Origin of the sequence: Arcticibacter svalbardensis MN12-7 (assembly GCF_000403135.1) — a bacterium.
Classification (GTDB): Bacteria; Bacteroidota; Bacteroidia; order Sphingobacteriales; family Sphingobacteriaceae; genus Arcticibacter; species Arcticibacter svalbardensis.
The window spans coordinates 17929-38658 of record NZ_AQPN01000096.1; the positions used below are offsets into that span (position 1 = coordinate 17929).

24 protein-coding genes, 1 pseudogene and 1 riboswitch are annotated in these 20730 nt (G+C 37.6%); of the genes and pseudogenes, 19 read left to right on the top strand and 6 right to left on the bottom strand.

Going from position 1 to position 20730, the window contains the following annotated elements; genetic code table 11:
* Nucleotides 1-38 precede the first annotated feature (38 nt).
* The 7 genes from ADIARSV_RS12420 (at nt 39) to ADIARSV_RS12450 (ending at nt 9892) form a co-directional block, all read left to right on the top strand.
* The gene (locus tag ADIARSV_RS12420; RefSeq protein WP_016195886.1) at nt 39-353 is read left to right on the top strand and encodes a hypothetical protein; all 315 of its coding nucleotides are present in this window, start codon (nt 39-41) and stop codon (nt 351-353) included.
* 42 nt (nt 354-395) lie between these two features.
* Nucleotides 396-1091: a hypothetical protein gene (locus tag ADIARSV_RS12425; RefSeq protein WP_152439867.1), complete on the top strand. Its 696-nt coding sequence runs from the start codon at nt 396-398 to the stop codon at nt 1089-1091.
* A 10-nt stretch (nt 1092-1101) separates the two neighbouring features.
* Nucleotides 1102-1380, top strand: coding sequence for a polysaccharide lyase family 8 super-sandwich domain-containing protein (locus tag ADIARSV_RS22880; protein WP_152439868.1), 279 nt, complete (start codon nt 1102-1104; stop codon nt 1378-1380).
* Nucleotides 1373-2905 (top strand): polysaccharide lyase family 8 super-sandwich domain-containing protein, encoded by a 1533-nt coding sequence (locus tag ADIARSV_RS12435; RefSeq protein WP_016195889.1) that lies wholly within the window; start codon nt 1373-1375, stop codon nt 2903-2905. Before ADIARSV_RS22880 ends, ADIARSV_RS12435 begins: the two co-directional genes overlap by 8 nt.
* A 399-nt stretch (nt 2906-3304) precedes the next feature.
* A complete protein-coding gene (locus tag ADIARSV_RS12440) occupies nt 3305-5461 on the top strand; it encodes a polysaccharide lyase family 8 super-sandwich domain-containing protein (RefSeq protein WP_040299981.1) in 2157 nt (718 codons plus the stop codon).
* Nucleotides 5462-5910: 449 nt separating this feature from the next.
* Nucleotides 5911-8190 carry an FAD-dependent oxidoreductase gene (locus tag ADIARSV_RS12445; protein WP_016195892.1) on the top strand — a complete coding sequence of 760 codons (2280 nt, stop codon included), beginning with the start codon at nt 5911-5913 and terminating at the stop codon, nt 8188-8190.
* Nucleotides 8191-8203: 13 nt separating this feature from the next.
* Complete coding sequence (locus ADIARSV_RS12450; RefSeq protein ID WP_016195893.1) at nt 8204-9892, top strand: sodium:solute symporter family protein; 1689 nt, start codon at nt 8204-8206, stop codon at nt 9890-9892.
* A gap of 189 nt (nt 9893-10081) precedes the next feature.
* On the opposite strand, the gene ADIARSV_RS23050 is transcribed toward ADIARSV_RS12450, so the two are convergent.
* From ADIARSV_RS23050 to ADIARSV_RS23060, 3 genes are read right to left on the bottom strand one after another with little or no spacing between them, the layout of a single operon-like run.
* Nucleotides 10082-10516 carry a site-specific integrase gene (locus tag ADIARSV_RS23050; protein ID WP_316929512.1) on the bottom strand — a complete coding sequence of 145 codons (435 nt, stop codon included), beginning with the start codon at nt 10514-10516 and terminating at the stop codon, nt 10082-10084.
* 40 nt (nt 10517-10556) lie between these two features.
* On the bottom strand, nt 10557-10970 hold the full coding sequence (locus tag ADIARSV_RS23055) for a phage integrase SAM-like domain-containing protein (RefSeq protein WP_083936577.1): 414 nt from the start codon (nt 10968-10970) through the stop codon (nt 10557-10559).
* 49 nt (nt 10971-11019) lie between these two features.
* Nucleotides 11020-11259, bottom strand: coding sequence for an Arm DNA-binding domain-containing protein (locus tag ADIARSV_RS23060; protein ID WP_083936578.1), 240 nt, complete (start codon nt 11257-11259; stop codon nt 11020-11022).
* Between the two features lie 660 nt (nt 11260-11919).
* A riboswitch (TPP riboswitch) is annotated at nt 11920-12007 on the top strand.
* A gap of 58 nt (nt 12008-12065) precedes the next feature.
* On the opposite strand from ADIARSV_RS23060, the gene thiS reads away from it, so the two are divergent.
* From thiS to thiH, 6 genes and pseudogenes are all read left to right on the top strand, one after another.
* Nucleotides 12066-12269 carry a sulfur carrier protein ThiS gene (gene thiS, locus ADIARSV_RS12460; RefSeq protein ID WP_040299983.1) on the top strand — a complete coding sequence of 68 codons (204 nt, stop codon included), beginning with the start codon at nt 12066-12068 and terminating at the stop codon, nt 12267-12269.
* Nucleotides 12270-12281: 12 nt separating this feature from the next.
* Nucleotides 12282-14164: pseudogene (thiC, locus tag ADIARSV_RS12465) on the top strand (phosphomethylpyrimidine synthase ThiC).
* A gap of 2 nt (nt 14165-14166) precedes the next feature.
* Complete coding sequence (locus ADIARSV_RS12470; protein ID WP_016195898.1) at nt 14167-14763, top strand: thiamine phosphate synthase; 597 nt, start codon at nt 14167-14169, stop codon at nt 14761-14763.
* The gene (locus ADIARSV_RS12475; RefSeq protein ID WP_016195899.1) at nt 14760-15404 is read left to right on the top strand and encodes a thiamine phosphate synthase; all 645 of its coding nucleotides are present in this window, start codon (nt 14760-14762) and stop codon (nt 15402-15404) included. Before ADIARSV_RS12470 ends, ADIARSV_RS12475 begins: the two co-directional genes overlap by 4 nt.
* Entirely contained in the window at nt 15370-16155 is a 786-nt protein-coding gene (locus ADIARSV_RS12480; RefSeq protein ID WP_016195900.1) for a thiazole synthase, read from the top strand. The genes ADIARSV_RS12475 and ADIARSV_RS12480 overlap by 35 nt, the downstream gene beginning before the upstream one ends.
* Nucleotides 16148-17263 carry a 2-iminoacetate synthase ThiH gene (gene thiH, locus ADIARSV_RS12485; protein WP_016195901.1) on the top strand — a complete coding sequence of 372 codons (1116 nt, stop codon included), beginning with the start codon at nt 16148-16150 and terminating at the stop codon, nt 17261-17263. The genes ADIARSV_RS12480 and thiH overlap by 8 nt, the downstream gene beginning before the upstream one ends.
* A 168-nt stretch (nt 17264-17431) precedes the next feature.
* On the opposite strand, the gene ADIARSV_RS22175 is transcribed toward thiH, so the two are convergent.
* The 3 genes from ADIARSV_RS22175 to ADIARSV_RS12495 all read right to left on the bottom strand — a co-directional run bounded on the left by ADIARSV_RS22175 (nt 17432) and on the right by ADIARSV_RS12495 (nt 18764).
* The gene (locus tag ADIARSV_RS22175; protein WP_200864751.1) at nt 17432-17836 is read right to left on the bottom strand and encodes a polysaccharide deacetylase family protein; all 405 of its coding nucleotides are present in this window, start codon (nt 17834-17836) and stop codon (nt 17432-17434) included.
* Nucleotides 17803-18024 (bottom strand): hypothetical protein, encoded by a 222-nt coding sequence (locus ADIARSV_RS22180; protein ID WP_016195903.1) that lies wholly within the window; start codon nt 18022-18024, stop codon nt 17803-17805. Before ADIARSV_RS22180 ends, ADIARSV_RS22175 begins: the two co-directional genes overlap by 34 nt.
* 260 nt (nt 18025-18284) lie before the next feature.
* Nucleotides 18285-18764, bottom strand: a complete 480-nt coding sequence (locus tag ADIARSV_RS12495; protein ID WP_016195905.1) for a hypothetical protein — start codon at nt 18762-18764, stop codon at nt 18285-18287.
* Between the two features lie 257 nt (nt 18765-19021).
* On the opposite strand from ADIARSV_RS12495, the gene ADIARSV_RS22885 reads away from it, so the two are divergent.
* From ADIARSV_RS22885 to ADIARSV_RS12505, 6 genes are all read left to right on the top strand, one after another.
* Nucleotides 19022-19153: a hypothetical protein gene (locus ADIARSV_RS22885; RefSeq protein WP_016195906.1), complete on the top strand. Its 132-nt coding sequence runs from the start codon at nt 19022-19024 to the stop codon at nt 19151-19153.
* 14 nt (nt 19154-19167) lie between these two features.
* Entirely contained in the window at nt 19168-19410 is a 243-nt protein-coding gene (locus ADIARSV_RS21535) for a hypothetical protein (protein ID WP_016195907.1), read from the top strand.
* Nucleotides 19365-19646 carry a hypothetical protein gene (locus tag ADIARSV_RS21540; RefSeq protein ID WP_152439869.1) on the top strand — a complete coding sequence of 94 codons (282 nt, stop codon included), beginning with the start codon at nt 19365-19367 and terminating at the stop codon, nt 19644-19646. The genes ADIARSV_RS21535 and ADIARSV_RS21540 overlap by 46 nt, the downstream gene beginning before the upstream one ends.
* Nucleotides 19639-19767: a hypothetical protein gene (locus ADIARSV_RS22890; RefSeq protein WP_262482243.1), complete on the top strand. Its 129-nt coding sequence runs from the start codon at nt 19639-19641 to the stop codon at nt 19765-19767. Before ADIARSV_RS21540 ends, ADIARSV_RS22890 begins: the two co-directional genes overlap by 8 nt.
* A gap of 20 nt (nt 19768-19787) precedes the next feature.
* Nucleotides 19788-20054: a hypothetical protein gene (locus ADIARSV_RS12500; RefSeq protein WP_040299987.1), complete on the top strand. Its 267-nt coding sequence runs from the start codon at nt 19788-19790 to the stop codon at nt 20052-20054.
* A gap of 82 nt (nt 20055-20136) precedes the next feature.
* Nucleotides 20137-20571 carry a hypothetical protein gene (locus tag ADIARSV_RS12505; RefSeq protein ID WP_016195911.1) on the top strand — a complete coding sequence of 145 codons (435 nt, stop codon included), beginning with the start codon at nt 20137-20139 and terminating at the stop codon, nt 20569-20571.
* Nucleotides 20572-20730: the final 159 nt, after the last annotated feature.

A 20730-nucleotide genomic window follows, 5' to 3' on the forward strand; every position in this document is an offset into this window, starting at 1 on the left:
TAAGCAAACATTTAATCATAATAATTAAAAAAGCTAGAATGAAAAAAACGCTATTTGTTTTATTTTTCGGATTGCTCTCTAGCTTTTTTGCAAAAGCTGATGACTTTGATACCCTTTATGAAAGATTGTTTGCAGAATACCTCACAACATGGGTAACTAACCAATCTACCATACAAGGATATATAAATACACAACAGTCTGATGGGAGTTGGTCCACTATAAATTATGATTCGCAAATTTTTATAGGAGGATGGGAACCTTTAGTTTACTGGGATAGATTGTTACAGATGGCATTGGCGTTTAAAAAGCCAGGCAATTCATCTTTTGGAGATAGTATATTAAAAGTAGAATAAAACTCGGTCTTCTGTATTTGTAATAATCGTACAAACCAACCTTTGTCAAATAACTGGTTTGATAATGACATCGGAATGCAGGAGAGGTTACTCAAAATTTTAATCCTTATTAAAAATGATTTTTTAACTGAGCCCGATTGGAAAGATGTTATAGTGGACGGATGCGATAAATACCTTGTTTTACCCAGCGATTATAATACTACAAACAAAAGTAAACTAACCAATGCTGTTTGGATAGCTCGTAATTTAGTGCATAACGGCGGTATAAAAAAAGATCAAGCTAAACTACAAGAGGGTATTAATAACATGGCTATACAGCTTGCTATTAAGTCAATAAATACAGAAGGGGTACAACGAGATAATTCATTTTTGACTCATGGCTTGCAATTGTACAATTCTGGTTACGGCAATGAACTGATAAAGGAAGTTAGCTATTATATGAACCTTATCCGAGGTCTTACTTTGGTGAGTTTTACTCTCGCACAAATCGCTACTTTAAGTGATTTAATTTTAAAAGGCGATCAGTGGATGGTGCAAGGTAAAGCTTATGACTTTGGAGTTATGGGCCGTAATATATCAAGGGAAAATAATGGAAGTACGAGTTATTTAACTGGTCTTTTAGATACCATGAAACTAATAAATCCTGCTAAAAGCGCCCAGTATCAAGCTATGTTAAATAATGTAATTGATCCAACAGGGACAACGCCTTGCGTGGTTGGTAATATATATATATTATAGAGCAGATTTTATGGCTCATAGAACTCCGGGGCTTTATATTGGTGTAAAAATGTGTTCAAGTCGAACTCGGGGAACAGAATCATTAAACAATGAGAATTTACTTCCAAACTGGCTTCCTTTTGGCGCAACTGCAATTATACGTACCGGAGACGAGTATTATAATATTTTTGGAGTTTGGGACTGGACAAAGATTCCAGGAGTTACCAATCCGGCTGTTAAAGTGATTTGGCCTACGGATACAACCATCAATAACACTCAAGCAACGACCTTTTGTAGGTGGTGTGTCTGACGGGAATTTTGGAGTTACTACTATGGACTTTAATAAAGCAACTCAAGTAAACGGATTACCAGTTGTTATAGCTGCTCGTAAAGCTAATTTTTTATTTAATAAGGAAATGATTTGTCTGGGTGCAGGTATAACATCGTCCTACTCATTGGCGCCAACAACCACAACGCTCAATCAATCTTATCTAAAAGGCTCTGTATTGGTAAATGGTGCAACAGTTCCTCCGAGGGATAACACTTATAATGATGTTCGATGGATATATCATGAAGGTACAGGGTATGTTTTTAGAAGTAATACCACTGCTAAGATGAAAACAAATTTCCAAAGCGGAAATTGGTATACTATTAAGCAAGCTCAAACTAATGAAACTGTAACTGCAGATGTTTTTAAGTTGTGGTTAGATCATGGAAATGCTCCGTCAAATGCAACCTATAAATATGCGGTTCTTCCAAATTTCACTTCTAGCGAAACCAGTATCTATGCTACTAACATGCCGGTGGAAACAGTATCAAACACTTCTTCTTTACAAGCTGTAAGTCATAAAACACTGAAACAAACAGGGGCGATTTTATATCTTGCGGGTACAGTTGATATTAATGAAACTTTAAAAGTCGCTGTTGATAAGCCATGTATTCTTTTGATAAATTGGGGAGCCAATCCAATTAAGGTTACGGCTTCTGATCCCAACCAAACTGAAACTACTTTAAATGTAATTATAAGTTATAGTGGGCTAAAAAGTGAAATTTTAACATTTCCACTTCCTTATTCAAATGCGATAGGTACTAGCATGACAAAAACTGCTGCAACAACCCGCTTAGTCGACGAGCGTTTTGATAACACAACCAATATGACAGCAGTAGCTGGGGGAGTGTGGTCTTTAGTTGGTGGAGAACTCGCACTAAGCAATCCAACATCAAATGCTTTTTCAACTCCTGCTAATATTAATGTGAATAATACTCCAAATACGGGTGATTTTATAAGGACTTTAAGAGCTAAAGTTATGGGCACAAGTTCAAACCTGGATGTCCTTTGTTTGGTTTGGAATCAGCAGAACCCCGCTAACAGTTATTATTATGTTAACATTAACGAAAGTAATACTGCTGGAAAATCCGGAATATTTAAGGTTGTAAATGGTTTTAAATCGGCTCAGTTGGCTAATGTTACAGTTACGTTGATACCGGATGTGTGGAACAATCTGGAATTGCAAAAGATAGGTGATGTTAATAAAATTTTCTTGAATGGTGAGCTCGTATCACAATTAACAGATAATACGTTAACAAGTGGTTTTGTAGGCTTGGGATTCTATGATAATACCTGTAGTTTTAATAATTTATCAGTATTAAAATACAACAATAATTTAATGGACACTACCAACTTGCCCTATGATCCCACGGTAAACATATTGAAATTTCAAAGCGTTGATCGCGATTCGGATGGAGTAATAATTTATCCCAACCCTTCATCTGGCAAATTCAATGTAAAGTTAAATGATTCGTTAACTGGTGCTAATATTAAAGTTTTTTTTTGATATTACGGGACGTATCCTGTATTCAATAAACAAAGCCGGTTCAGAAAACACAATTACACTTGATAATAATTTTAAAGGAGTAGGAATAGTTGTAGTTGAAAAACAAGTTAAAAAAGCAGCAAAGAGAATAATTATAGAATAAATTACTGCGCTATTGATCCGCTAATTAGATCGGTTTTGCATGATGAGAAATTAGGATATTTAATGGATGTTTATTATACAAAATACAATAGCGATTAAATTTGCTTTTGAATAAATTATTTAGTTTATTTGTTTTTAATCAGACCAAACCAAACCAACTTATAATATTTAATTATTTAGTGCTTTTGTAGTGAATGAACATAATTTATCAATAAATACTAACCTGATTATTTAAACCCCAACAACCAAATAGACCAAATGAAAAGAATCTTATTAATGTTACTAGTTGGATTAATGTCTAACAGTTTAGCAAAAGCTGATGACTTTGACGTCCTTTATCAAAGGTTATTTGAAGAGTACATAACAAATACTCCAATGAATAGTTTAACAGCAATTCAATCTTATATGGATACCCAGCAGGCTGACGGTAGCTGGTCTACTATTGATTATGATTCACACACATTTGTAGGAGGATGGGAGCCTTTAGTTCACTGGGATAACTTGTTGAATATGGCAATGGCTTTTAAGAAACCTGGTCAGATACTTTATGGTAGTACCGTTTTAAAAAATCAAATAAAGCGAGGTCTTCTTTTTTGGTATAATCGTAAAAAGCAACCTTTTTCGGATAACTGGTTTGATAACGATATTGCTATACAGTCAAGATTATCGAAAATTTTAATTTTAGTTAAAAATGATTTTTCAACTGCACCAGATTGGACGGATGTATTAGAATTTGGATGTAAAAAGTATCTTATCTTACCAGATAATTATGCAACCACCAATAAGGGGAAACTCACTAATGCGGTATGGTTGGCTCGTAATTTAGTACATAATGGTATCATAAGAAAAGACATTGTACCATTACAGCAAGGTATTGATAATATGTCCATGCAACTGGCTGTAAAATCTGTTAATACAGAAGGTGTACAACGAGATAATTCATACCTAGTTCATGGTTTACAGCTTTATAATTCTGGTTACGGTAATGAGCTAATTAAAGAAATTAGTTATTATATGTATTTAACCCGCGGGGTTAGTTTGGTTGGCTTTTCAGTAGCACAGGTTGCCACACTGAGTAATTTGTTGTTAAAAGGAGATCAGTGGATGATACAAGGTGGCTCTTATGATTTTAGCGTAACAGGTCGTAATATTTCGAGAAAGAATAACGGATCTACTGGTTATTTAAAAATGGTATTACCTAGAATGCAACTCGTAGATACTGCTGGGAGTATTCAATATCAAAAATTACTTGATCACATAAGTGATGAAACAGGAGCCACACCAAGCGTTCTTGGAAATAAATATTTTTTTAGAGCTGATTTCATGACACATAGAGCACCAAATTTATATATCGGTGTAAAAATGACTTCTAAGAGAACCCGTGGAACAGAAGCAATGAACAGCGAAAATCTGTTAGCAAATTGGCTTCCCTTCGGTGCCACAACAATTATGCGCACAGGTAAAGAATACTTCAATATTTTTGGTGCATGGGATTGGACAAAAATCCCTGGAGTTACAAATCCATCAGTTTTGGTGCCATTTCCTGAAGGAAAAACCACTAATAATACCCAAAAAACCACTTTTGTAGGGGGTGTGTCTGATGGAATCTATGGGGTGACAGGGATGGATCTGAGTGTAGTAATAGATCCTACAGGAATTATAGCAGATATTACTGCTCAAAAGGCCAACTTTTTATTTAATAATGAAATGATTTGCCTTGGTGCAGGTATTAGTTCGTCCTATTCCAAAGCTCCAACCACCACTACCCTTAATCAATCCTACCTAAAAGGCGATGTTTTGGTAAACGAAAACGCTGTTCCGAAACAAGAAAGTACTTATAACGATGTTAAATCAATATATCATGATAATACTGGTTATGTATTCAGAGCTAATACCACTGTTAAAATGAAAACTAATTCCCAAAGCGGCAATTGGTATGACATTAATCGAGGGCAGGCTAATTCAAAAGAAAAGGTTGATATTTTTAAACTTTGGTTAGATCATGGAAAGGAGCCAACCGACTCTTCGTATGAATATGTTGTTTTACCTAATTTCACTTCGAAGGAAACAACTGATTATGCAGATAATATGCCGATAGAAACATTATCTAACACCAGCTCATTACAAGCTGTTACACATAAAAAACTGCATCAAACAGGAGCTGTTTTTTATGAAGCTGGAACAATTAAAATTGATCCAACACTATCTTTGACGGTTGATAAACCATGCATTTTATTGATAAATTGTAATGTTAATCCAATTAAAGTTACTGCTTCTGATCCCAATCAAAGTGAGACTACTTTAAATGTTTATATCACATACAATGGACAGCAAAAGGAAACATTGACATATCCACTGCCATATTCCAATGCAAAGGGAGCTAGTATGGCTAGAACTGCAACTATCAAGAGATAAGAATATTAGGGTTTTATGCGATAAAAACAGTGGTCTGATAGTCAAGTATTCTTTAGTTTTAAACTATCATTTCTTTTGAAATGTAAAGTGATTTGCGATATCAAGATTCAATGAAATATGAACGTAGTCAAGATTATTGCAGATGAATTACTCTTTAAATACGTGAGAAAATTTTAATGGTAGAAGCAATGAAATTGTGAAATCTGTTTCTGTCATTTTTAACAGTTCAGCCAGCTTTAATCAGGGAAAAGTGTAAAAAGTCGTATGCGTCATAACTACTTATCGTTAAAATATTTAAAGACAATATTTGGTTGAACCTTAACTCAGTATTAAAACTCCTTTTAACCTAGATATAATTGGCGGAGTTAATTTAAATTCTTATTATTGCATTATTAACCAAACCAAACCAAACCAATATTGCGTTTTACGAATAAGATTGAAAGAGATTGATGACACAAGAAACATTTACACCAAGAAGGGAATTAAGGACAGAAAATTTTGATATTGAACTAACAGTTATCGGCGGAGGCATGTCTGGCGTATGCACTGCAATAACAGCAGCTCGTAAAGGAGTGAAAGTAGTTTTATTACAAGATAGGCCAGTGCTAGGTGGAAACGCTTCCAGCGAAGTTAGGTTGTGGATTTTGGGAGCGACATCTCACATGGGTAATAATAACCGCTGGAGCAGAGAAGGCGGGGTAATTAATGAAATACTAGTAGAAAACACTTACAATAATAAAGAGGGAAATCCTTTAATATTTGATACGATACTATTGGACAAAGTGATATCAGAACCTAATATTACTTTATTGTTGAATACAGCAGTTTATGAAGTGGAGAAGTCAGATCCTGATACTATATCCTCAGTAAAAGCATTCTGTAGCCAAAACTCTACCATGTATACAGTTAAATCATCACTTTTCTGTGATGCATCGGGCGATGGTATAGTCGCTTTTCTTTCGGGAGCAGCATTTAGAATGGGCGCTGAGAGTAAAGAGGAATTTGGCGAGAAATTTGCGCCAACGGATGAATATGGTGAACTATTGGGACATAGCTTATACTTTTACACAAAGGATACTGGAAAACCAGTGAAATTCGCGGCTCCTAGCTTTGCTATAAATGTATCTAAAGAGATTCCAAGATTTAAAAGTTTCAACTCTAAGGAGCATGGATGCAAGCTATGGTGGTTAGAGTATGGAGGTCGAATGGATACCGTTCATGATACCGAGAAGATCAAGTGGGAACTATGGAAGGTAGTTTATGGTGCTTGGGATTATATCAAGAACTCTGGAGATTACCCTGAAGCTGAAACAATGACTTTAGAATGGGTAGGCACTATTCCCGGTAAAAGAGAAAGCCGAAGATTTGAAGGAGATTATATGCTTCGCCAACAAGATATTGTTGAGCAGAAAACTTTTGAAGATGCAGTGGCTTTCGGTGGTTGGTCTATTGATCTTCATCCGGCGGATGGAGTTTTTAGTGAGAAACCCGGTTGCAACCAATGGCATGGAAAAGGAATCTACCAAATTCCATATCGCTGTTTGTACAGTAAAAACATAAAAAACCTATTTTTAGGAGGAAGAATCATTAGCGCAACCCACGTGGCATTTGCGTCTACTAGAGTAATGGCTACTGCGGCACATATTGGCCAAGCGATTGGTATGGCGGCTTATGTTGCAAAAGAAAATAAAATTCAGCTAAGAGGACTTTTAGCAAAAGAATTTATTCAAAGTTTACAAACTGAATTATTGAAAAGTGGTCAGCATATTCCAGATTTTGATTTACAGGAGAGTTCTGATTTAGTGCAAACTGCAAAACTATCAGTGTCAAGTGAATATCAATTAGCGGAACTTACGTCAGCTTTTTACAAACCACTCGATCTTTCTGTAGCGCAGATGCTTCCTTTAAACGAAGGGGGAAAAGTACCACAAATTGTTTTCCATGTAGAATCCGAAATAGATACCACACTTGAGGTAGAACTGCGCATCAGCGGAAAGTTAGGCAACTACACGCCAGATCTAAGTTTGGAAACGCAAACTCTCGTTATAAAACCTGGACGAAACTGTCTAAGTATTTCATTTTCCGTCGAAAGTAAAGACACCGCTTACGGATTTATTATATTTCACAAAAATCCAGAGGTCAAGTTACATTTTTCTAATCAGCGTGTTACAGGAATACTTTCAGTCTATAATTCGATAAATAAAGCAGTTTCGAATTTTGGCAAGCAAACCCCGCCAGAAGATATAGGTATGGAATCTTTTGAGTTTTGGTGTCCTCAACGTCGACCAGAAGGGCAAAATATTGCTATGAAACTGAATCCGCCGATAAATAAATTCGGTAAAGATAATCTTAAGGTAGGAGTGTTTCGTCCTACACTTGCGCCAAATGCCTGGGTTGCGGCAGCAGATGACAAAATTCCTCAAGTGAAAATCAGTTGGGACGAACCAAAAGAAATTAGTAAAATTGATCTATTCTTTGATACCGATTACGATCACCCAATGGAAAGCGTATTGATGGGGCATCCAGAAGATGTAATGCCATTTTGCGTGAGAAATTATGAGATTTTAGATGATAACGGAAATACTGTTTATTCCAAAAAAGGGAACTATCAAAGCATAAATAACATCAACTTAGAACAAAAGATAACAACAAAGGCACTTACTATTACTATCGAACATCCTTCTAGCAATGTCCCAGCCGCATTGTTTGCTGTTCGTTGCTATAGTTAAATAAAGAACTACAATGAGTATACTCGATTACGTAATAATGCTTGTTTTTACAATTGTAATAATTGTAGCAGGACTGTCTTTCGGTAAAAGCGGAAGTAACATGAAATCTTATTTTGCTGCTGGCGGTGCAGTGCCTTGGCAAATCAGTTCTCTTTCCCTGTTTATGAGTTTTTTTTCGGCTGGTACTTTTGTAGTTTGGGGTTCATTGGCCTATCAATATGGTTTTGTCGCTGTTGCTATCCAGCTAACTATGTGTGTTGCCGGATTAGTAGTCGGCTTGTACATCGCTCCAGCATGGCAAAAATCACATTCATTAACAGCGGCGGAATTTGTTTCCAAAAGGTTAGGAATAAAGATCCAAAAATTTTATAGCTATTTGATATTGTTGATATCCCTGGCTTACACTGGTGCTTTTCTTTATCCCGTAGCTAAAATTATTAACGTCTCCACGGGTTTCTCAATAGAGGCATGTGTGATCGTCCTGGGTGTTCTCATTATTATTTATACCGTGGTAGGTGGACTGTGGGCGGTAATGATTACGGACGTTTTACAGTTTGTTGTGCTGACCGCTGCAGTAATCATTGTTGTGCCATTAGCTTTCGACAGAGTGGGTGGAGTTGACCAGTTTTTGGCAAGTGTTCCTGAAAGCTTCTTTTCTCCGGTAAATAAAGAGTATTCGTGGCTATTTTTATTGGCTTTTGGGATATATAACGGAATATTTATTGGTGGAAATTGGGCTTATGTTCAACGTTATACAAGTGTTGATACGCCAAAGGCGGCTAGTAAGGTAGGCTATCTTTTTGCGGGACTCTACCTAATTAGTCCTTTCATTTGGATGTTGCCACCGATGATTTATCGAGTTTTGAACCCCAATTTGTCGGGCTTGCAAAACGAAGGTGCTTATCTGATGATGTGCAAGGAAGTGTTACCCAAGGGCATGATCGGCTTAATGTTGGGCGGGATGCTGTTCGCCACAGGTAGTTCTGTAAACACAACCTTGAATTTGGCAGCTGCAGTTTTTACCAACGATTTGTACAAGTCTGTAAAGCCCGAAACAAAACCAAAAAAACTGATGTTCATTGCTAAACTGGCCACCACGATTTTTGGTGTACTTACTATTTTAGTGGCTTTGCTAGTTCCTTTGGCAGGGGGCATTGTTGAGATAGTATTGAGTGTTGGGGCAGTAACTGGATGTTCACTTTACGGACCTCCAATATGGGCACTCTTCTCAAAGCGCCACACGGGTAAATCCATTCTTTGGTGTACGGTGCTGGGTCTCTCCATAAATGTATATTTTAAGTTCTTTTATCCGTTGAACACGGGTGAATCACTTAGTAGAACAGAAGAAATGTTAGCTGGGGCAGTTATTCCATTGATACTCTTGATAAGTTATGAGCTTTGGGCAAGGTCTAAAAATAAGATAGCTGTTGACTATACTCGTTATAAACGACAACTGGATGCAACTGTCGGATCTGTTGAGAGTGAAGGAGAAGAAGAACCAAGTGAGAGTAGCGAATCACAAAATGCGTTTGGACTAAAAGTGTTGGCAAGAACTATGGGGATAATCTCGGTGATTTTCATTGTTTTAGCTTTTGTATCGGGTAATGCTTTAGACGTTACTTTGCTGATTGGGGTACTCATTGGAGTAGCTGCATTGATAATTAATAGAAGGTCTAAAAATGAGATAAAAATATCGGGTTAGATTTTTAGTCTAAAAAATAGCACGGTAATATATGTAATAAAATTTTTTAAGTTGCAACCTTGTACAGGTTTATAAAGAGGTGAACAAATTTAAATGATATTTTCAAGTTTTAAAAAGTTAAGATAAAAAAGGAACGACATCTCGCCATTCCTTCTCATTTATGTTTTGCGCTCACAAGCATAAATTACATCATGAAAATTTCTTCCTTAAATGAGCCATATCCTCCCCAATTTTAAAATCCAATATCTTCGCATAATGTTGAGTCATTTTTATGTTGGTATGTCCTAGCATTTTCGAAACAGTTTCGATTGGCACTTTATTCATTTGCGTAACCGTGGTAGCGAATGTATGGCGGGCGATATGATAGGTCAGCTCTTTCTGTATACCGCAGAAATCGGCTATCTCCTTTAAATAAGCGTTCATCTTTTGTTTGCTTAATACTGGAAGCAACGTGTCATCTATTATACATTTCGGATGATCTTTATATTTTTCAATCACTTTCAACGCCGGAGGCAATAGTGGGATTCGCGATGCGATATCAGTTTTCTGCCGTTTTGTAAAAATCCACAGCTCACCATCTACGCCTTTCACAATTTCGCTTGCTTTTAGTTTCTTAACATCCACATAAGCCAAACCTGTATAACAAGAAAAAAAAATATATCTCTCACTTGGGCAATCCTGTCAATTGAAAATTCTTTTGTTGCCAGCACTTCCAATTCCTCGGCAGATAAAAGTTTACCATTGGGTTAACCGTTATCCAACCGTTGGATAAACAAATTCTTACAATCTTCCCAAAGTTTTTGATGTATTTAACTGCTGAATTGTTTGCACAGTTTCGAACAGTACGTAAATAGAATTCGTATTCAGTTACAAACTCGTGGTCAATTTTTCTGATATCAAGATCGCTGACCTTGTATTTCCAGTTAAGAAATTCTCTGGTGTCTTTTAGAGATGTCTTGTAGCGCTCCAATGTTCCTTCCGCAAATTCCTTTCCTACTAAAGCCTCTACTTTTTTGTTTTGATCTTCAAAAACATCAAGAATTGTTCTTGTAGATTCTTTCTTTCCTAAGAATATGATCGGGGACGGCTTCTATAGTGACTTCCTCCGAATTTCTTTGCAGATACTCTTACGCATCATAAACTTTGATCTGGAACGGCTCAATAAACTTATTCAGATTTCTTACTGCTTCGCGATTTCCATTAATTCGTTCCGATTTTCTGCACAATCTTTCTGCTTCGCACTTGCGATTTAAGGAAATTTCTGTGCGCTTTCCCTTGACAGAAATTCTTGCGTAAATAGGGATGGGACCGCTGGTGTGATTTTTAGAAATTTTAAGATGGAAATACAATTGAATCAAATTACTCATGACTTTAGCTTTATAAGTTAAAAAAAAATACTCTTACAGCTAACCAAAATCAAGATGTTTAATGAATGAATAGGGTGATAATCAAAATTTTACATTGTTTAGGTGGAGTCTTTTTGCCTGAGTGTCTTTACTCTCGATTTACTCCACTTTATACTGCTAATTTTTGAATATTTTGCCTGTTTTCGTAAAACAAAAAAGCCTGCAATTGTGTGAATTTCAGGCTTTTGATAAAGTTTGATACGAATATCTGCGGAGAGTGGGGGATTAGTATATTAACACTACATTGCAATCAATGGCAGTCAATCGTAATCATCCAATATAATAAATATTGAATCCCTCCCTCTCCGCTGGTACGATACTTATATCAAAGACAGTTAAGAGCCTGCAATCATCCGATTGCAGGCTCTTGTGTTTAAGTCAAAATCTTATTTTTATTTATTTGAACAAAAAGTCTAAATAGTTGAATTCTTAAAGACTATCTACGGATTAACCAACTTCGTTAGAGTAGGAATCATTTACGATTCGACAAACCATCCGAATATATCACTCCTATCAATAGCATATTACCAAGAGAATTCTCAACCCAAAAAAGAAACGAATAGGTATTAACGCACAAAAATTAAAGATAATTGTGATCTGATTGCTAATTTATATACCTTAGTAAAACTTTAGGGGTGCGTTACGCTGAGAAATACCCTTTGAACCTGATGCAGTTAGTACTGCCGAAGGGAAAAGTGAAACAACTTCCAAAGGTTGTTTTTCCTTCCTTAATACGGGTGCATTCCTATCGTTAGAAATTCTGGCAAATGGACATTACCGTAAATCAAAAAACGTATTCTGTATCTGATGTTTGCTCCTTAGAGCAAATAATTAGCGTTGTTATGCAAGCTCAATGTAGCGGTATAGCTGTCGCTATTAATCAGGAAATTATATCCAAAAACAATTGGGAATCCCACTTCCTGAAATCTGGAGACCATATTATGATCATTAAAGCAACCCAAGGCGGATAATTAAATCAATTTATGAAAAACGAAAAAACTCCAACAAAGGAAACGATCAGCAGATCACCATTCCCGGCCTCCCGGAAGGTATATGTTCAAGGAACGTTACATGATATCAAAGTTTCCATGCGTGAGGTTATCTTAAGCGATACCCAGTTGCATGGAAGGTTTGGTGAAACAGAGCCTAACGCGGCCGTTACTCTTTATGATACAAGTGGTCCTTATACAGATCCAGACATTCATATTGATGTAAAACAAGGCATCTCCAGATTGCGGGAGTCTTGGATCGTTGAACGCAATGATGTCGATCAGCTTGAAAAGATTTCATCTAATTACGGAAATCAAAGGGCAAATGATCCTGAATTAGATGTCTTGAGGTTTACGCATATTGGAAAGCCATATAAAGCAAAGCCAGAAAGAAATGTATCACAAATGCATTATGCAAGAAAAGGGATTATTACTCCAGAGATGGAATATATCGCCATTCGTGAGAATCAGCAGATCGATTTGTTAAAAGAACAATTGAATGATCAATATGAAGTGATGGCTCAACAGCATCAGGGGCAAAGTTTCGGAGCCAATACCCCGAAAGGAATGATTACCCCAGAATTTGTGAGACAAGAGGTAGCTGCAGGCAGAGCAGTCATTCCATGCAACATCAACCACCCTGAGCTTGAGCCTATGATTATTGGGCGTAACTTCCTAGTGAAAATTAATGCCAATATTGGAAACTCAGCGGTCACATCCAGTATTGAAGAAGAAGTTGAAAAGACAGTATGGGCCTGCCGCTGGGGAGCCGATACGATTATGGATTTGTCAACAGGCAAAAATATCCATGAAACAAGGGAATGGATCATTCGAAACTCACCAGTTCCTATTGGCACAGTGCCTATCTATCAGGCACTAGAAAAAGTGAACGGAAAAGCAGAAGACTTAACCTGGGAGCTCTTCCGGGATACCTTAATTGAACAGGCCGAGCAAGGAGTTGACTACTTTACCATACATGCCGGAGTTCTTTTGAGATATGTTCCACTTACCGCCAAACGCATTACAGGAATTGTATCCCGTGGGGGCTCAATTATGGCGAAATGGTGTCTTGCACATCACAAAGAAAACTTTCTGTATACACACTTTGAAGAGATCTGTGAGATCATGAAAACATACGATGTTGCCTTTTCTTTAGGCGATGGCTTAAGACCAGGCTGTATTGCTGATGCCAATGATGCCGCTCAGTTCGGAGAGCTTGAAACATTAGGAGAACTTACTAAAATTGCCTGGAAACATGATATTCAAACCATCATTGAGGGCCCCGGACATATTCCGATGCACTGATAAAGGAAAATATGGATAAGCAATTAGCGCATTGTGGCGAAGCGCCATTTTATACTTTAGGTCCGCTAACTACTGATATTGCACCTGGATATGATCACATTACTTCTGCAATCGGTGCAGCAATGATTGGCTGGTTTGGCACGGCGATGCTTTGCTATGTTACGCCCAAAGAACATTTAGGCCTTCCAAATAAGAAGGACGTTAAAGATGGAGTAATAACTTATAAAATTGCAGCACATGCAGCTGATCTGGCTAAAGGGCATCCTGGAGCACAGTATCGCGATAATGCCCTAAGTAAAGCCAGATTCGAATTTAGATGGGAAGACCAGTTTAATCTATCCCTCGATCCCGATACGGCCAGAGAATTTCATGATGAAACACTTCCTGCGGATGGCGCTAAAATAGCCCACTTCTGCTCGATGTGTGGTCCTAACTTTTGCTCAATGAAAATTACCCAGGATGTACGTGAATATGCGAAGGAACAGGGTATGGCTGATAATGATGCACTTTCAAAAGGCATGGAAGAGAAGTCCAAAGAATTTTTGCAGAAGGGTAGCCAAATCTATTTATAAACATGAAGCTGATTGTAATTTCAAACCCGACCGAACTGGCTGCTGAAGCAAAAACCATTAACGCCTTGTTCGAATTAGGTTTGAAATGCTTTCATCTTCGGAAACCTCATGGTGATATAAACAAGCTTAGGGATTTTTTAAAGCAAATTAACCCAATGTATTATCCACGAATTGCTCTGCATCAATATCATGAACTGGCAACCGAATTAGGAATAAAAAGACTTCATTTCACCGAGCAGGCTCGCCAAGATACCGGCACTGAAATGCTAGAAATGTATCGGGAACAAGGTTATATATTAAGTACCTCGATCCATGAACTTAGTATTGTCAAAAGCTTAACTCATTTCGAGTATGCTTTTTATGGTCCAGTATTTAACAGTCTCTCGAAACCAGGTTATCAAGGTGTGCTTGCTGAAAATTTCAAACTCGAACATTCTGGCAGCTTAAAAATAATTGCTTTAGGCGGTATCACTCGATTGAATATAACAGCGATCCGTGATATGAATTTTGATGGTGCAGCATTCATTGGCACGATATGGAATGACCCTAAACATGCCATAGAAAATTTCAACTCATTAATCAATTATTTTAAACAATGAAAATTGACCAACTACAGTATATATCGCAGCCTGCTGCTGATGGATCTCATCTAACAGCCATTAAAATAGCTTTGGAGGCAGGTTGCAAATGGATCCAACTCCGGATTAAAAACCAGTCTCCTGAAGAAATTAGACAATGCGCAATAGCAGCGCTAAAGCTCTGCAAGTTTCATGGAGCAAAATTAATCATAAATGATCACCCTGAAATAGCGCTAAGTATCGGTGCCGATGGTGTTCATCTGGGTTTAGAAGACATGCCGGTAACTCTGGCACGTAAGGTTGTAGGTAAAGATATGCTCATTGGAGGAACGGCCAACACTTTTCAACAGGTTCAACAACGCATGACAGAGGGTGTTGATTACATTGGGTTAGGCCCATTTCGATTCACAACAACCAAAGAGAAACTAAGCCCCATATTAGGTCTGCATGGGTATACCGGTATCTTGAAACAAATGAATGAAGCCCAAATTAGTATTCCTGTGATCGCAATTGGTGGTATAGTAGCCGATGATCTTCAGGAAATCGGGAAAACAGGCGTTCATGGCGTAGCTCTATCTGGAGCCATTACTTTCTCTGAAAACAGGAAACAAATCATTAAACAAGTTTATGCAATCAAAAGAATCGATGTTGAAAATAGCTGAAAGAACCTTCAATTCCCGCCTGTTTACCGGAACTGGTAAATTTAGCTCTGCCGCAGTGATGGAGGAAGCTTTCCTAGCCTCTGGCTCTGAACTGGTGACAGTGGCACTCAAACGTGTGGACGTAAAGAAACAGGATCAGGATGATTTTGTTGTCCGGCTAAAATACCCTCATATCCACTTGTTACCCAATACTTCAGGAGTACGCAATGCCAAGGAAGCTGTCTTTGCCGCTCAACTGGCAAGAGAAGCATTGGAAACAAATTGGATTAAACTAGAGATTCATCCAGATCCCAAATACTTAATGCCCGATCCGATTGAAACGTTAAAAGCAACAGAAGAATTGTCTAAAATGGGCTTTATTGTATTGCCCTATATTCATGCCGATCCTGTTCTTTGTAAAAGGCTGGAGGATGCAGGAACCGCTGCAGTGATGCCTTTAGGCTCTCCAATCGGTAGTAACAAAGGCTTGAAGACAATCGACTTCCTTGAAATTATTATCAGTCAAAGCCATGTTCCAGTTATTGTTGATGCTGGTATCGGCTCTCCATCTGATGCCGCTTGGGCAATGGAGATTGGTGCTGATGCTGTGCTGGTGAACACGGCTATTGCTGTTTCCCAAAATCCGGTATTAATGGCTCAGGCATTTAAATTAGCCGTAGAGTCTGGAAGAATGGCTTTTGAAGCCAGACTCGCCAGTCCGGTAAATTATGCCGTTGCAAGTAGTCCCTTAACCTCCTTTTTAGATGAATAACTTTACAACTATTTTCAAAACCTTCGACTGGGAAGAAACGAAGAGTAGCATTTATGCTAAAACTAGTCAGGATGTCGAAAGAGCCCTGTCTACGCAAAAACGTACATTGGAAGACTTCAAAGCGCTTATCTCTCCCGCGGCAACTGCTTATCTGGAACAAATGGCAACCATTAGTCAGCAGTTAACCCAGAAACGTTTTGGCAAAGTAGTACAGTTGTATGTGCCCCTTTACCTCTCCAATGAATGCAACAATATTTGTACCTATTGTGGTTTTAGTTACGATAATAAAGTCAGACGTAAAACCCTCTCTAACATGGAAATTATGCAGGAAGTAGCTGTAATCAAGAAAATGGGGTATGATCATATTCTTTTGGTTACCGGAGAAGCGAATCAAACCGTTCATGTAGACTATTTTAAAAAAGTACTTGATTTGATTCGTCCGTATTTCGCTAATATCGCTATGGAAGTGCAACCACTCGATACGGAAGATTATCAACAGCTTACTCCGTATGGGTTAAATACAGTATTGGTTTATCAAGAGACATATCATCAGGAGGATTACAAGAAACACCATCCCAAAGGGAAGAAGTCTAATTTTGAATATCGCTTGGAGACACCGGATCGACTCGGAAGGGCTGGGATCCATAAAATGGGCCTGGGTGTTTTAATAGGGCTGGAAGACTGGCGTACCGATTCATTTTTTACAGCCATGCACTTAGATTATCTGGAGAAGAAATATTGGCAAAGCAAATACAGTCTTTCTTTCCCAAGACTAAGACCCTTCAGCGGTGGTTTGGAACCCAAAGTGACGATGAACGATCGTGAGCTAGTGCAATTAATCTGTGCGTACCGGTTGTTCAATGAAGAAGTAGAACTCTCCATTTCCACCAGGGAATCTCCTGCTTTCAGAAATAACATCATCAGGCTAGGTATAACTTCAATAAGTGCAGGATCTAAAACCAATCCGGGAGGTTACGCAGTAGAGCCTGAATCACTAGAACAATTTGAAATTAGCGATGAGCGAAGTCCTCAGGAAATAGCGCAGATCATAAGGGCACAGGGATATGAACCCGTTTGGAAAGATTGGGACAATAGTTTGGCTTTTTAGCTATTTTCTATTGCCCTTGTTGTTTTTTAAATGTATTAGCAACTTCCAACATTGGGGCTACCCAAATATCTTTCTCTCTTTTCTTTAAATAGTCAAGTAATTAACGGTGCTCGTCTAAGCTTACATTAAATGAATGCTCGCTACCAACACCTTGAAATAGGAAAACAATCAATGACCCGGCTTTTCGGCTTCTTCAACCTGGAATTTCATTTGCGCTACAGTACTGTTGTTCTGGCTAAAAGCATTCACATTTGAAAGGTCTATATCTTTTATTTGAGGATATCCGGGTACTACACCTCTTGCGGCAATAAAGTCATTCTTTAAAAGATTGTAAAAAACGGTATCTCCAATCATAAGGTCGCCGCAAGGATAAGCAAATGTTCGCTCTGACTTGCCGTCGATCGCTTTGAGCAATGTATTGGTTACCCGGATCTCATTTACAGCTCTGGCCACCGAATATCGTGACAAATTATTTACTTGAGTAACAAAGCCTCTTCCTGGCAATGTGCCGTCACAAGGGTAGTTTAAGGAGTGGTTACCTAATTCATGACCTTGCTTGAGGCCGCGCGCCATTCGCTTATTCTTTCAGCTAACACAGGCGCTGAACCTATAACCTTGTCCAAATGTACATTCAACGCATCATCATAAGTTAGTACAACAGCGCATTTTTTCCTTTCCCAGTTTCTGCTTTCCACCTGCGCATAACAAAAGCTGTTGATTACCAAAGCCAAACTTAAGATCAGTATGTTTTTAAAATTCATTTCTAGTGTTTGTTTTTAATGATTTTTCGGCATATCAGCAGATGCTAAAATTTGATACTGTTTATTGTAATTAGAAAAACATCATTTTGTCGAATGTTCAACTGCTTTTCCAGCTTACCTGAAGCATTTACTGTTACTGTCGTTTGTTGTATTGGTTTATCGTTATTCTGCTTCTTGATAAAAAGGCTTCAAACTGGAAAACTTGAAGCCTTTTTATTATTCAATTACCTGGAATAAGAAGTATTACCAAAATAGTTCTGTTATTCCTTTTTACATTCCCCCAAATTAAACTTGAATCTTCCCTTATCAAAGTCTATAGGTATACCTTTAACAAAGTACGATTTTCCTAATGATGTTTCTATGGCACCTACACCAAGAATCAATTGATTATCTTTCTTTAAAAATGCCAGAGGGTTTTTAAACTTATTTGCCTTATTTGTCCCAACGGCGTAGCTATAATCAACAAATAAGGTATCACCACTATACTTTCCCTGAACTATACCTTCATTCTTGGGACTTTTTGTGAAATTAATCACTAAACTTCCATCAATTTTACCGCTGCTTAACTCTTTAATATCTAAAAAGGCAGTATCCTTTCCATCAACAGCAACATAACATTGGCGGCTAATCATTGAGTCCTTCACTGTAGCTGAAGTACTATCCGTTTGTTTCGGATTCTGATTACAACTTATTAATAATGGCAAAGCCATCAATACATAATAAAGGTTTGATTTTTTCATAACTGTATTATTAACCCTGTTAATTCAAGGTAAAACTAATATATTTGTATAGAATTACAGGAACCGCTTTGTAAAAATACCTTGATCAAAGCACAATTTCCTTATAATTAACTTACTTTGTACCCATAGAAAGGACCGGATAATTATAAGGTCTTCTTTCCAAGTTAACCTGATAACACGTTCATCCCTATTAAAAATTATAAAATTAACAGACAGTTTATGGAAGAATGAACCACGTGAACTCCGCTATAAACCAGATGGAAAAGGATTTATTAATCATCAACGGGAATCGTCTTTTTACACGAGCCCTTTATGGAACACATACCGCTTTTAGAATAGAGACCGGAGAAAGGCCCGAAATCGCTTTATATGCCCGGTATGGGAGGTAATTTTAAATTAGGTATTGAATAACGGTATCAGCAAATGGCTTACTCAAGGGCAGACAATCACTGCTGCACAGGGCCAGGTAAAAGTAATTACCGTAAATGGTCAGCCGGCTAAATGGATCAATATTTCATCGTCAGCAGGTAAACCTCTAATCGAGCTGAGCGTCAAAGCGTTACACTCAAAGGCAAGAACGTCAACAGCAAGGAATTTCGTTTGCAAAATAATACCGATACTGATCTACTTGTCACAGTTCGTGTAAATCGCTATCAAACGACAGTTCCAATTCCGACCGGCAAAACGTCACTTTCGATAAGCATTCCTTCCGCACAGTTGATCATAGGAACCAATGAGGTTAAAATAAGTATCCCTGGTGGAGAAACAATAGTAGAACATTTGATATCCAAAGGATCAGAGCATTCTTCTTTCCGGAAAAGCCACATACCTCTGGTTACTTATGACAGGATCTACAAATCCAATGCAAAGTCAAATGAATAACGGAATTATAGTAGTAGATTATACCAACGGAACAAGCGATACCCCCTTGCAATACGGAATCCACAAACCTGGTGGCCAACAGAGTAGGGTTATTATACAGATGGGTTTGCCTTTAAACTGAAACAGCCATGCCCTATAAAGGTGCATTTGAAAACTGGAGTGATCATTTCAGGTGAAGAATCACTACTCACTTTCAACGGAAAAGAAATAGATGGCGGTGCAGCTACTGTTATGGATCTTCCGCTTGATCCGAATAAAGTATTAAAAAGCCTTACCTTAAAGACACTGACAAATGACGTCGTTGTAGGATTGATGGCGGCCACACTTATGAGGAAAATTCAAATTAGCAGAACTATTCAGCAGCAATTCATAGATATGTTTAAAAAGAAAGCATTTATCGAAAAATAAAAACCGAAATTTGATTTAAGAGAATAAAAAAGACGCGTTTAAATAAATTCGTCTTAATACCTGACCCCTAATCTTTGTAAATATGAAAAAAAGCATTTTGTTCCTATTTGTTCCTTTTTTGATCCAATCCTGTAGTTCTTCCGGCAGCTACAAGGATGTGATGGATGAGGTGTTAAAAATTCATGATAAAGTAATGATGGATAGTGAATTGGCCATCAGAAACAGAATGAAGCTGGATACGCTATCTTCAAACCTGGGTAGCCTTGCTAAAATAAAGCCAAATCTGGATACTATGCAAGCTTCCAAAAAAATACAACAACTGAAGGCAGAATTAGATCAGGCAGACAGTAAAATGAATGCCTGGATGAAAGGGTTTGAAGTCGAACCCGGTAAAAAATCAAATGACGAGGCAGTTGCTTATTATAAAGAAGAGGAAAAAAAGATTAAGGCATTGGATAATCTTTTTCAAAAAGTGATCAAACAATCTGATGACTTTCTTGCCGAAGTAAAAAAATAATAAGTTCATCAACCTTTTTATCATGTAAGATGAAGTAGATCATAGTGTTACAAACTGCTTCATCTTACAGCTAATCATTACTACGCTATCGTATTAATTTCTATCTTTCCCCCAGTCCTAAATAATCCGGGTGGCACGAAATATCCTTTATTTTCTTTG

What these genes read in the sequence shown, in the direction of transcription:
- ADIARSV_RS22885 (WP_016195906.1), top strand. Translation starts at nt 19,022, where the DNA reads ATGGAAAAGGATTTATTAATCATCAACGGGAATCGTCTTTTTACACGA.
- ADIARSV_RS12470 (WP_016195898.1), top strand. Translation starts at nt 14,167, where the DNA reads ATGAAGCTGATTGTAATTTCAAACCCGACCGAACTGGCTGCTGAAGCA.
- ADIARSV_RS12420 (WP_016195886.1), top strand. Translation starts at nt 39, where the DNA reads ATGAAAAAAACGCTATTTGTTTTATTTTTCGGATTGCTCTCTAGCTTT.
- ADIARSV_RS12475 (WP_016195899.1), top strand. Translation starts at nt 14,760, where the DNA reads ATGAAAATTGACCAACTACAGTATATATCGCAGCCTGCTGCTGATGGA.
- ADIARSV_RS22890 (WP_262482243.1), top strand. Translation starts at nt 19,639, where the DNA reads ATGAATAACGGAATTATAGTAGTAGATTATACCAACGGAACAAGCGAT.
- ADIARSV_RS12505 (WP_016195911.1), top strand. Translation starts at nt 20,137, where the DNA reads ATGAAAAAAAGCATTTTGTTCCTATTTGTTCCTTTTTTGATCCAATCC.
- ADIARSV_RS12445 (WP_016195892.1), top strand. Translation starts at nt 5,911, where the DNA reads ATGACACAAGAAACATTTACACCAAGAAGGGAATTAAGGACAGAAAAT.
- thiH (WP_016195901.1), top strand. Translation starts at nt 16,148, where the DNA reads ATGAATAACTTTACAACTATTTTCAAAACCTTCGACTGGGAAGAAACG.
- ADIARSV_RS12450 (WP_016195893.1), top strand. Translation starts at nt 8,204, where the DNA reads ATGAGTATACTCGATTACGTAATAATGCTTGTTTTTACAATTGTAATA.
- ADIARSV_RS22175 (WP_200864751.1), bottom strand. Translation starts at nt 17,836, where the DNA reads ATGGCGCGCGGCCTCAAGCAAGGTCATGAATTAGGTAACCACTCCTTA.
- ADIARSV_RS12440 (WP_040299981.1), top strand. Translation starts at nt 3,305, where the DNA reads ATGAAAAGAATCTTATTAATGTTACTAGTTGGATTAATGTCTAACAGT.
- thiS (WP_040299983.1), top strand. Translation starts at nt 12,066, where the DNA reads ATGGACATTACCGTAAATCAAAAAACGTATTCTGTATCTGATGTTTGC.
- ADIARSV_RS12495 (WP_016195905.1), bottom strand. Translation starts at nt 18,764, where the DNA reads ATGAAAAAATCAAACCTTTATTATGTATTGATGGCTTTGCCATTATTA.
- ADIARSV_RS23060 (WP_083936578.1), bottom strand. Translation starts at nt 11,259, where the DNA reads ATGAGTAATTTGATTCAATTGTATTTCCATCTTAAAATTTCTAAAAAT.
- ADIARSV_RS12480 (WP_016195900.1), top strand. Translation starts at nt 15,370, where the DNA reads ATGCAATCAAAAGAATCGATGTTGAAAATAGCTGAAAGAACCTTCAAT.
- ADIARSV_RS22880 (WP_152439868.1), top strand. Translation starts at nt 1,102, where the DNA reads ATGGCTCATAGAACTCCGGGGCTTTATATTGGTGTAAAAATGTGTTCA.
- ADIARSV_RS22180 (WP_016195903.1), bottom strand. Translation starts at nt 18,024, where the DNA reads ATGAATTTTAAAAACATACTGATCTTAAGTTTGGCTTTGGTAATCAAC.